Origin of the sequence: Trichocoleus desertorum AS-A10, from assembly GCF_039962155.1 — a bacterium.
Classification (GTDB): Bacteria; Cyanobacteriota; Cyanobacteriia; order FACHB-46; family FACHB-46; genus Trichocoleus.
Map to the genome: position 1 here is coordinate 1 of NZ_JAMPKN010000081.1, position 11,106 is coordinate 11,106.

The window sequence follows — 11,106 nt, forward strand, 5'->3', positions numbered from 1 at the left end:
GAGGCGATGTGCGATCACAAGTAGAATTCGTGTCTCAAATTTTCGGACTTGTTGCTTAATCGGGTTGAGCTAGAGCCAATCCTTTGTTCTTCAATAGTTCTTGCGACACAACCAGACGGTGCGGCTATGGAATGCCAAGACGAGGGTTCCTATTGGCCAACCTCTCAAAGGGCATGAGGCTGAGGTCTCTTCCGCCGCCTTCAGTCCGGATAGCAACATGATAGTCAGTGGTAGTCGGGACAAGACGGTGCGGCTATGGAATGCCAAGACGAGGGTTCCTATTGGCCAACCTCTCAAAGGGCATGAGGCTGAGGTTATTTCTGTGGCCTTCAGTCCGGATGGCAAGATGGTGGTCAGTGGTAGTCGGGACAAGACGGTGCGGCTATGGAATGCCAAGACGAGGGTTCCTATTGGTCAACCTCTCAAAGGGCATGAGGATGAGGTCTCTTCCGCCGCCTTCAGTCCGGATGGCAAGATGGTGGTCAGTGGGAGTTGGGACAAGACGGTGCGGCTATGGGATGCCAGGACGAGGGTTCCTATTGGTCAACCTCTCAAAGGGCATGAGGATGCGGTCATTTCTGTGGCCTTCAGTCCAGATGGCAAGATGGTGGTCAGTGGTAGTAGTGATAAGACCATGCGGCTATGGGATGCCAGGACGAGGGTTCCTATTGGTCAACCTCTCAAAGGGCATGAGGATGCCATCATTTCTGCGGCCTTCAGTCCGGATAGCAACATGATAGTCAGTGGGAGTTGGGACAAGACGGTGCGGCTATGGGATGCCAGGACGAGGGTTCCTATCGGTCAACCTCTCAAAGGGCATGAGGCTGCCATCATTTCTGTGGCCTTCAGTCCTGATGGCAAGATGGTGGTCAGTGGGGGTTGGGACAAGACGGTGCGGCTATGGGATGCCAAGACGAGGGTTCCTATTGGTCAACCTCTCAAAGGGCATGAGGCTGAGGTCTCTTCCGCCGCCTTCAGTCCAGATGGCAAGATGGTGGTCAGTGGGAGTAGTGACAAGACGGTGCGGCTATGGGATGTTTCATGGCAGAGCTTGCTTGAGACCACCTGCAAACGATTGCAGTATCATCCCAGTTTAGTGAAGTCTGAAGGTGACATTGCGAGGGAAGCCTACAAGACTTGCAAGCAATATGTTTGGAATAAACAACAGTAAAGTTGTTTATGACCATGTCCCTTCTGGAAACAGCTGCCAACCCATCCAATGTATTACTGTCTGAGATGCAGCAGGATGTGGAGGGCGATCGCAACTAGCGCAGAATTCTTGCCTGAGATTTCCAGAGAATCAAGTGTTCTTCAAGTGGAGGCAGAGCGATCGCCTCACTTTTAGCTCTGATATTGCTACACGAGAATTTGCATCAGTGCGTCTACAAGCTGAGTCGATCTGGTAGCTAAGGCTGCAGGGTTTCTAGGGAAGTGACCTGCTCCTGTAGGCTGCGAATGAAGGAGCGAATCACTTCTGATTGAGTGCAGTGTTGATGTTTGCAATACTGCCTAAGGATCTCCATTTCAGCCTGAGGCAGCCTGACATTTAAGTGTTCTGTATTTTGTTTCCCAACCTTTGGCATGGTGTCTTCGACTGCGTTACGCTATGAGCTAGACAAGTCAAGGTGTAGCTGCTTTGAAGGAATTTTTAGCTTTGACTTGACTATAGCAATCTGCCAAGAAAAATCTCCACGAATGAGCTGACTTATTGTCCTATTCGACAGCGTGAACTCAGGGAGTTGGAGCTAGGGCGTACCCTGTTCCGAGAGCCAGATGGTTACGTGATCAAACTCCGCCCAGAAGATCGCAAAACAGGCAGTAAAACTGGCAAAGAGCGGGAATTTTGCTTACCTTCAATCCTGACTGATGATCTGGATGAGTGGTTGAATGTCTGGCGGCCCAAGGTGCTGACCGATCATAACCGGCTGTTTCTCAAACTGAATACTCGTGAACCGAAGAGCTTTGGTCAGCCCTACGATGATTCTAGAATTGGAGAGCTCGTATCTCAAACTATGTACACAGCAACAGGGCATCTGTTTGGTGAGCCCAAACGCACAACTCCTCACGATTTCCGCCGAATTGCGATTACTTGGCAACGCAAGTATGGCAATCGTGAGCAAGATGAGGCTTTAGCAGAGATGATGGGACATTCTGTGAGAGAGGGTGATCGCACCTACAGTCAGCTCACTAGCCGAGATAAAACTGACAAGGCTATGAACTGGTGGAAGCGTGGCCATTCAGAACCACCATCACGATGAGCCGCTCCAGCTAAAGGTGGTCGAACGTTCAGAGAGTATGTCAAATAGATTGTGTTAAGAGAAGAATGCTGTACGGGGAGGCGATCCCCAGAATCGATTGCAAATCAGTCAAGAGCAAGTTTCCAATCGCGAATAGGCATGGTCCGCTTCTTGGCAATATTATGAATTGTCAGGTAAGCCACCTTCATCGCCGACTCATCGGTAGGAAAAGCGCGATGGTTCTTCAGAACTTTTCTGAGGGAATGCTACTCCTCCTGATCTTCCATTAATGACATTAGCCTGATAACAAACAACAGGGATTTCCTGAAGTAGATGAAGTGGACTGCCTTCATCCGACACTGGAGAGTGGCACTGATGGTCAGTAGTGGGAGAAAAACAGCCTGTCCACGGTTTAATAGTGATGTACGCCTTTGGCTGAGCGAAGCTCTATAGGGTGGTTACGAGCGAGTATTACCCGGGGAAATCGTGCATTACATTGGCAAGGGCAAGACCCAACGATTAGAGAGAACCAATGGTATTGCCAGACAACAAACCGGACGAATGGAACAAACTAAGTTGTAAGCAGTAATCCCAAGAATGATTTCTTTTTCAACTAAATCAACCTTGGTTGTAGCCTGCAATTCTTTAAGATTTAATCTTCACTTAATTCTTTCTGGTTGATTTAAGTTGCTGACTGATTACGGGCGTGGCAGATATGAGGCAAGCTGCGAGAAAAAATAAACTACCAAGCAAACTTAATATATCTCCACTACGCAGGCTTGATACCGTATAAAAACTTGCTGATGCAATAAACAGAAACCACCCCCAGATCTGAAGTCTTAATTCCCGCTTGCGTTGTGTTCTGGCTGATTGTGCCTCAGAATCTTCTGCCATCGGCGTCTCCTTCATAAATATCTTTTATTCTTAGGGACAACTATTCAGAATAATATGGTTAGACCAAAACCACTGTAGTAGTTGCCAACAGGTTGACAGGTTATGCTGGTTAGACCATCGCTGCATCAACTCTACAACGGTTTGTTCTGCCGTAAGTTCATTGAGTAGTGGCGCGATCGCCAAGTCTCCCAAGTAAGCGACAGGGTTGTCCAAACTAGGATGGTGTAGTGCATTAAGCCAGCGAACAGAATCGTGTTGTATGACTGGCGTTTGCATCAGCTTCGCGGCTTGCGACAGGCGAATTGGGGAATCAATGTTAAAGATGGCTGTGTTTCGCTCCCACTGAACTGATTCTAGGTCGGGGATTAGTTGGGAGCGCTGCTCCCAGAAGGGAGTCATTGGGTAGAGCGATTGGGTCGCATAAATTTGAGCGGCTGTTCGTTGCGATCGTGTTACGGTTTCTTGCAGCTTGTTGCGGTAGAAGGCGATTGCGGCATCGGCGGATGCTGGTTCTGCAAGTAGCGTATGGACAACAATGCTTCCCTGAAATGCAGACATCATCGCCATCTGCACCCCCTGAGAAGATAGGGGATCGATCGCAAATGCGGCATCGCCAACGTTGATCCAATCCAGTCCAATTGGATTTTGATTGAGATAGCCAGAAGCATCACAAACTTGAACTGGACCGTCTAGCTGCCCTTGTAAACAGTCTCTCAATAAAGTTGTCTTCGAGAGAAGCTCCCGATACCACTGCTTGCGTCCTACTTTGGTCTTAGTGTACCGTTCTGCATCCAGAAAAACTGCTGCATTAAATCGACCATCTGGCAAGGGCGCACCCCAGAACCATTCCTCGCTGCCCGCCTCGACGCGAGATCCACAGTCCCGAAAGGGAGTATCCCGCCAGTATCCATACAGGGCAAGGGTTGCAATTGGATGATGCTGTTTTGGACGACCCGGAGAACGATGTTTACCCGTTGCATCAATCAGAAATTGAGCGTTGATAGTGATTGGGCGATCGCGCCAGTAAACCGGAACAGTCCACTGATACTTACCGTGTGAAGATGGGCGACCTGCATGAGCAGGCTGTAGCACTTGTACGCCAACTGCCTGGGCTGCTTCTAGCAATAATTGATCAAACTGACCTCGATCGACCTGCAACCCTGCGTCACCGGGTTGAGTCTTCCCAGCAGCTTCAGGAGTTGCCCAACGAATTAGAGACTGTGTAGGTCTAAAAAATCCTGCTGCTTCAACTTGCTGCCGTACACCCAACAAATCTAGCACTTGCATGATAGTGGGTGGGAACGACTCACCAATGTGCGAACGAGGGAAAGTAGCTTTTTCAAGCAAGCACACCTGATGTCCCAATAGCGCTAACTTACGGGCGATCGTAGACCCAGACGGTCCACCTCCCACAACACAAACTTCTGCCTCAATCAAGGAATCCATCAAACTGCGGACGTAGAATGAACAGATGTGAAATAGTCAGGGCACTGCTCCATCAAATTAATGTAAGTTTGCAGGCAAAAATGTAGCCAGCCTCGGATGTAATCGCAAGCGGGTCTACCGCGATGGATCACTTCATGATGGCAGCCCCCCCCACACAGATATCTTGCCCAGCAGCCCTTACACGGTTCCTGAAGGTCTACTTGGCGTTGAGCCAACCACTCATTCTGGCGTTCCCGGTTTAATCCTGTGGTGAGGTCGCCCATCAATCCTACTTCATCATTCACAAATCGATGGCAAGCCCAAAGATTTCCATTTGCTGAAACGCCCATGTAGCCTGCTCCGGCTCCACAGGGGTAGGGGCGATGGGTGCCACGATGAATTTGCTGCATGGCTAAAGTCAGGTTAGAGAATGGATAGCGGTGCCCTGCGATCGTCTGTCGCTCAAACTCCCGACCACACTCGATCATTTGTTCCAGCATGAGATCGAGGTCCGTGACTTCCATCTGTGCTTTACCCGTTGGAGAACTCAGCATAGGAGAGAAACCAACACTATGAAAGCCCATATCGATCAACTGGTCCAGGGTGTCTCGTAGGGTTAGATTTTGTGGCGTTACCGTCACTCGTGCAGATACTTGCATACGGTGCTGGTTGGCTAGAAGGGGTTTGAGATTAGCAACAATCCGGTCGAAGCTGCCGTTACCACTTTTAAAGGGACGCAGACGATCGTGCGTTTCCCCAACGCCATCCATACTCACTGTTACCGCAAACCCATAGCGCTCAAAAAAAGCAGCATCATCAGGGGTCAGTAATGTACCGTTTGTTGTAATGCCAAACCCGACTTTGACTTGCTTGGCTGTAGCAAACTCTGCGGCTAACTGAGTTGCTGCTTGAATCAATTGGCGATTCACTAACGGTTCGCCACCCATGAACGAGAGATTCACTCGGTCTCCCGCTTGAGTATCCTCAAACAACCGTTCTACCGACGCTTTAGCAATTTCCCATGACATACTTTTGGCGGCTTCCCCAAACCCACCCTCCTGGGCATAACAGTAAGTGCAACCCAGATTACATTTTTGGGCAACTGCAAGAGACAGCGATCGCAAGGGAGGATTTTCTAATGGTTGCCCCTCTATAAAGGGTCTAGTAGTCAATCCACACTCAGCAAGCAGTTGATTGACAAATTCGGGAGTTGTTTGGGCAGCAATTTCAATCTCTTGTCGTAGCTCAGGCGTAACCGCGTATACTTGAGAACCATCAGCCACCAGGGTATGCAGCCCGTAATCTGTTTCAAAGAAATGCACTTGAGGAAGCTGCGGAGCGGACGCACGGTATAACGTCTCAACTTCACTAATCAGATCAATTGGAAGAATGCTCATTGGGAATGCCGGATAACGGAGTTGGATCAAATGAGAAGGTAGACAGGTCATCTAGCGTCGGTCTACTCGATCGAGATATTCAAGCAGGTTACTGTCCGATAGGTGCGTGTCTGGTTCGTTCGCATCCCCAAAGAAAGGAATGCCCAACCCCTGACGAGCCAGCCATTCACCTTGCTCTTGCAGGAGTGTCATATAATCGTGGGCACGATCGACGGTAATTGTAGCCGCACGAAATTCACCTCGGTACATAGATGTATAGGTTTTTTGAACATCTACCAGGATTGCTTTATAGCTTTCCAGGGCATCATGGGTTTCACTCGTCGTACCTAATCTCAAATCTCGCAGATAGGTGCTGATGGAATCTGATTGAACATATTTTGCCAGTACTCGTTTAATGTCTAATAGTTTGCTGTAATGCCCCATACCGTCGGCATCAATTTTGGCAGCAAGTTCGTACAGACGCTCAGGATATTCTGGCGATCGTAGCGTTCTCACTACTCTGGCATAGGCTCCATCAATGTAGCCACTGGGACGCTCAACAGCGATCAAGTCAGCTAAGACATCGGGGCTAAACGGTCTGAGGGCACGATCCCGGAACCCTTGCTCAACGGGTCCGTGTGCAGTAGGACGGGGAATTTGCGGCGACAATGTAATCACTGGAGTAAAAGCATCGTCCACCAATCCCTCAGCATGTAGTGACCAGAGGAGTTGATGCGCCCAGCGGTAATGGGTCATCTCACTGGCACTAATCAGCAGGAGTGACCGTCGCACCAAACTTAAATCCTCAATCAGTGTAGGAAACCGTTTGTCTGGAGTGAGAATGTCTTCAGGATGTTGAATTGAGAAATAGGCGTAGAGGTATTCCAAAGAGAGCGTCAGTTCTAGAGGGATCAGTTCATCCCGCAGTATTTGAGCGACCTCTAACGGGCTGGCATAGGGTTGTATGTCCTTCAAGCCTGATGAGCACGATTCTCGAACTTCACGACTTTCTAGCACAGAATTTAGCTCCACCTGGCGAAGATTTTTATGATCTAGTTGAGGTTGTGCAGTCCTGTTAAAACTACACGCAAGTACTGGTTGCAGAATAGGCAGCGACGATCGTTAGGATTTCCCGTTTTCTGGCTCTGGTGGGCGGTAGGATTCTTGAATTTCGCGGCTCTCTAGCACAAAATTTAGCTCTACCCAACGAGCATTGATTTCATGGTTATCCAGTTGATATTTGCGTAACTCCCGATAGGAATTGGGCGCAAACACTCGTCCTGTAGCTTCTCGATCGCTACGGAGCCAATCTAGCCGCAGATTTGCGTCATCTGACGCCAACAGTTCTTCTTCAGACTCCGCTGGGACTTCGGCAAAGACAACATCTGGGCGGTTGGTTGCCCAATACATGCAGGCACAATCGCGCATATCATGCTGCCACGGTGAACATAAACTCTGCACTAACTCGCCTGGCTGATACACCTCGTTAAGGGTTCCTGTTTTAGCATCAACAAACTGTCGTCGCCATCCTTCCAATTCAATAATGGGGTGTTGTCCTGCTGCATCTTGATAGTCGCGCCGCACCAGTTTTAGCTGCACTCTACCAGGCTGTAGGCTGCGAACAATGCGCCAAACCGCCATGCCATCCATAGGAATGCGCTCTCCCCTGGAATTGCGATCGTACAGGGCAATTTCTTTACCACTCTGTTCGATCGTGTCGATAAACCATTCTCCAACCCGTAGCGCCCGTCCCCGGGGACTATGGAACTCTGCTAATAGGGCGATCGCGGCTGGGTCAGACGTATGCAAATCAGGATCACACTCATCCTCAACCGAGGCTAAGCGGGCACCGTACAGTTCAGGAATTTCAGGATCGAGTTCTCGGTGTTCACGTCCGGCAAAGTTGAAGACTAATCCTGGAAAGAACCGTCGATCCAGGTTGCGTAGATCAATGCCTAAACCGGGAAAGCAGTTACCTACCTCATCTTCTAAACGGCTAGAGACTGGGTTGCCTGCGGCTTGATAAGCTAGACGAGCCGTGAGATTACGGGGAAAGATTTTTTTGGATGTCATGAGTCTGACTGATGGGATTGAACGGATGCTTCCTGCTGCTGAAGAAAGGTAAGGTAATCCATCAGCATCGTGTATTGTCGTCGCGTTAGCGACAGAGGTTCTCGATCGGAATCGCGCATATAGGGGGGCATCCTCATATCGTGGAGAGTGTCACGAAACACTCTTGGATCACGAAAGTCTGGATGTGGCTCTGCTAAAGGCTCTACAGGCAGTTGAGCAAAACTGCCAAACGGCGGACGAATCATTTGCTTCAGGCGATCGCCCCGAGTCTTCATAAACAAAATTAAGTAATCAAGACTGGTAAATGAGCCGTGGGCATGTTCACTCAAATCGGTGTAGGGCAAACGACTGTGTCCTACATTTGGCTTTCCATTTAACCCATCATTAAGAATGTCAGAGGAAAGGCGGGCAAGGGGTTTGTCAGCACGGGTCATGCCCTCACGACCAATGTGAGGAGCAGATTGCCACTGATCGAGGGGGGCACGTTTGAGATTTTCTCGAATCAAGTAATCTCTTGATGCATCCAGATTAAGCAAATTAGTGGTTTCAAAAATTCGCTTAAACAGATCGTGAATTTCCTCCGCTGTCACCTCTGCGGTGGCGTCATTGATTTCGACCGGGGGCAGTTCTCGATCGGCAAGTTCATCTGCCATTGAGAAAAAAGGACGTCGATCAGGCGCATAATCTGGCGGCGCAACAAATGCGCGCGTTGAGGCAGTAAACCGTTGCCCTTTCACGGTTAGTTCGGCTTTCAAAACGATTTCGCAGGTATCATCTACGACACCCCAACAGATACTGTTGCCCACATTTGCGCCATCATAACTGTCCGAAGGCTGGGGATCGTCGGCCTTGCCAGTATCCATCACATATTGAGACCAGGGCGTATTTGGATTCAGAATTCGATTTTGCTCAGGTACGATTTCATGGGTGCGTGCGGCAATCGAGGCATAGGAAAGCTGACGACCCGGTTCTAGCGGAGAGACAGAGCCTGCGCTCGCGTTGGCCGGTCCGTAAACTTCACCCTTGGCCGGGGTAAAGCGGACCCGCACAACACTCAAATCCTGTTCCATTGAATTCTCCGATACAGGACGAATGAGTTGCACATGCCCTAGTGGAATCGGAGCATCGTGATAAACGAGTGATTCTCGCTCTGGAAAAGAGGGACTGGAAGCGAGAAGATGATGCTGAGAGAAATCGCCACCTCGAATCGTGACTCTGGCAGCAAAACTGCAGGATGGGTCCTTCACTCGACGCGAAGCCTTGGTATTTGCTGCATGGGCGTGAATTAGAAGATGTTTTTCTAGCGAAACCCCCAGGCTGTTTAGAAGATCAAGCGTTACTGGCACTTGTTGAAAACCCTGTGAGTCAACCAAAACATCCGCCCATAATTCAAAAAAAGGAGCAGCAGGGCGAATTTTGCCGTCATCCTTGAATTGAATTTCTTCTGGTAAGTAAGGTTCTAGGGAACCGTCCGATCGCACCCTAAAGCTAATGCGTGGACGTATCACCGTCCGGCAAGCACTGTGAATACGTGCATCCTCTTCCCAAGCAAACGCTTCCAATGGAGTATCAGAATTTCCTAAGCGAGCCATTGCCATTGGTGGAAGAAAGTAAAGCTCAAGCAGAGTCACATTTTTCATTCAATTACTGCTGAAGATTGTACTAATTACGCAAAAAAACAGGCTTCTGCATCATTTCAAAGGAACGCCAAGCTGACAGTTCAGTATTCACTTAAACAAAATGCCAAGCACTCTAGAGCGGCAACAGAGAATCTTTTCAAACTCAAACTGAAAAGTTTGCCTCTAGATATCGTGTAACAACTGGAAACAATTTAAATTTAAATAAAGTATAAAGCCCTTAGTTAAGCCACCGAGAAATTACTGACAAATATAAAATTCGATTCAGTTCTTACTCAGGGCAAGCGCATCCAAAGTGGGCCAAGAGAGTGGGTAAGATACTGGATTAGACGGTTCTACTAGAGACTCTTAACTGACTATGCCATCAACTGCTGCAACCGTTCTAGAACATTTTGCCAGCCAGCTTAGAGGACCCTGTAGAACCCATTTGACATCTCAGGAAGTGGCTGCAAGCCGCTTCAGCATTAGCCTGACAAAGCAGAGGTGAATTTTAGTTTCTGCATAAGATAGAGTTCGCTCAAAGTTTTTCACCAAACTTTTACACCGCTCCATCCAAGCATTGGATCGTTCGATAACCCATCTCGCTACTGCTGGGACAAATCCAGATTTTCCTTGCGCTGCCTTCTCTTGTTTCGAGGGTTTGGTCGAAAGTACCCTTCGGGAAGCAAGCTACAAACCTGATTTTTGTCATGATCTGAGGATAAATCTTCTCCAATTCTTCAATCAGATAATCAATGTGATAGCCGTGGTCTAGGAGGATGGTAATCTTGGGAATATTGACCGGTTTTGACTTGAAGTAGTCGATGTTGAGCCTCAACATTTCAACCAATCCCGCATCATCTGAGACATTAGCTGGAGTGCAATGGGTGAAGAAGGGAAACATGTAAATCCCCAGTTCCGATTTGAACCAGGTTTTACCCGGTGCTAGTCCCCACTTGCTGGGGAAATCAATTGAATGGAAACACGAAAAGCTTGTAGCTTCCATCATCTAACTTTTGAATAAAAATTTGCTGGTACCTTGTTAGAGGTATCACTCACAATTGCATGCAATCCTACAGAAGTTGTTTTGTGAGGATTACTTCAGCTTCTTTATTGCCACTTTTGTTTCGTTGATATTGTTTCTTACAGTTTTCAGGAAAGTGGGGATAACCTTAAATAAAGTCTTCTCCAAGCGAGTGAGCCGTTCTGGCTCTGGCAATGCTGCCAGCTCTTCTAACGCAGCTTCAAGTCTTCCTAGTAGCTTTAGCTTTTGAAAAATAGGATCTGAGTTCCTATTTTTTTCTTCGGTAATGTCCTGTCGTTTTTCACTCAGTACTTTGCGTACATACCGAGTTGAAACCCCGATCGCAACGGTTGTGTCGCAAGAACTATTGAAGAACAAAGGATTGGCTCTAGCTCAACCCGATTAAGCAACAAGTCCGAAAATTTGAGACACGAATTCTACTTGTGATCGCACATCGCCTC

10 protein-coding genes and 2 pseudogenes are annotated in these 11,106 nt (G+C 48.4%); 3 read left to right on the forward strand and 9 right to left on the reverse strand.

Annotated features, from left to right (window positions below):
* Window positions 1–100 precede the first annotated feature (100 nt).
* Together NDA01_RS30085 and NDA01_RS30090 are read left to right on the forward strand one after the other, a co-directional pair.
* Window positions 101–1,171 (forward strand): WD40 repeat domain-containing protein, encoded by a 1,071-nt coding sequence (locus NDA01_RS30085; protein ID WP_348230920.1) that lies wholly within the window; start codon window positions 101–103, stop codon window positions 1,169–1,171.
* Between the two features lie 568 nt (window positions 1,172–1,739).
* Entirely contained in the window at window positions 1,740–2,258 is a 519-nt protein-coding gene (locus NDA01_RS30090) for a site-specific integrase (RefSeq protein ID WP_348230921.1), read from the forward strand.
* A gap of 104 nt (window positions 2,259–2,362) precedes the next feature.
* Here the strand turns inward: NDA01_RS30090 and NDA01_RS30095 are convergent.
* Window positions 2,363–2,500 (reverse strand): annotated as a pseudogene (locus NDA01_RS30095) (IS256 family transposase); the annotation flags it as partial.
* A 193-nt stretch (window positions 2,501–2,693) separates the two neighbouring features.
* Between NDA01_RS30095 and NDA01_RS32160 the strand changes: the two are divergent.
* A pseudogene (locus tag NDA01_RS32160) lies at window positions 2,694–2,798 on the forward strand (IS1 family transposase); the annotation flags it as partial.
* Window positions 2,799–2,900: 102 nt separating this feature from the next.
* On the opposite strand, the gene NDA01_RS30100 reads toward NDA01_RS32160, so the two are convergent.
* The 8 genes from NDA01_RS30100 to NDA01_RS30135 form a co-directional block, all read right to left on the reverse strand.
* A complete protein-coding gene (locus NDA01_RS30100; RefSeq protein ID WP_348230922.1) occupies window positions 2,901–3,131 on the reverse strand; it encodes a hypothetical protein in 231 nt (76 codons plus the stop codon).
* Window positions 3,132–3,161: 30 nt separating this feature from the next.
* The gene (qhpG, locus tag NDA01_RS30105; RefSeq protein ID WP_348230923.1) at window positions 3,162–4,577 is read right to left on the reverse strand and encodes a flavin-dependent monooxygenase QhpG; all 1,416 of its coding nucleotides are present in this window, start codon (window positions 4,575–4,577) and stop codon (window positions 3,162–3,164) included.
* Entirely contained in the window at window positions 4,577–5,953 is a 1,377-nt protein-coding gene (locus NDA01_RS30110) for a radical SAM/SPASM domain-containing protein (protein WP_348230924.1), read from the reverse strand. Before NDA01_RS30110 ends, qhpG begins: the two co-directional genes overlap by 1 nt.
* A gap of 51 nt (window positions 5,954–6,004) precedes the next feature.
* Window positions 6,005–6,949 carry a ferritin-like domain-containing protein gene (locus NDA01_RS30115; RefSeq protein ID WP_348230925.1) on the reverse strand — a complete coding sequence of 315 codons (945 nt, stop codon included), beginning with the start codon at window positions 6,947–6,949 and terminating at the stop codon, window positions 6,005–6,007.
* 105 nt (window positions 6,950–7,054) lie between these two features.
* Window positions 7,055–8,005: a hypothetical protein gene (locus tag NDA01_RS30120; protein ID WP_348230926.1), complete on the reverse strand. Its 951-nt coding sequence runs from the start codon at window positions 8,003–8,005 to the stop codon at window positions 7,055–7,057.
* Window positions 8,002–9,645, reverse strand: coding sequence for a hypothetical protein (locus NDA01_RS30125; RefSeq protein ID WP_348230927.1), 1,644 nt, complete (start codon window positions 9,643–9,645; stop codon window positions 8,002–8,004). The genes NDA01_RS30120 and NDA01_RS30125 overlap by 4 nt, the downstream gene beginning before the upstream one ends.
* A gap of 535 nt (window positions 9,646–10,180) precedes the next feature.
* Window positions 10,181–10,525, reverse strand: a complete 345-nt coding sequence (locus tag NDA01_RS30130) for a hypothetical protein (RefSeq protein ID WP_431193586.1) — start codon at window positions 10,523–10,525, stop codon at window positions 10,181–10,183.
* Window positions 10,526–10,717: 192 nt separating this feature from the next.
* A complete protein-coding gene (locus tag NDA01_RS30135) occupies window positions 10,718–11,023 on the reverse strand; it encodes a hypothetical protein (RefSeq protein ID WP_348230928.1) in 306 nt (101 codons plus the stop codon).
* Between the last annotated feature and the right edge of the window lie 83 nt (window positions 11,024–11,106).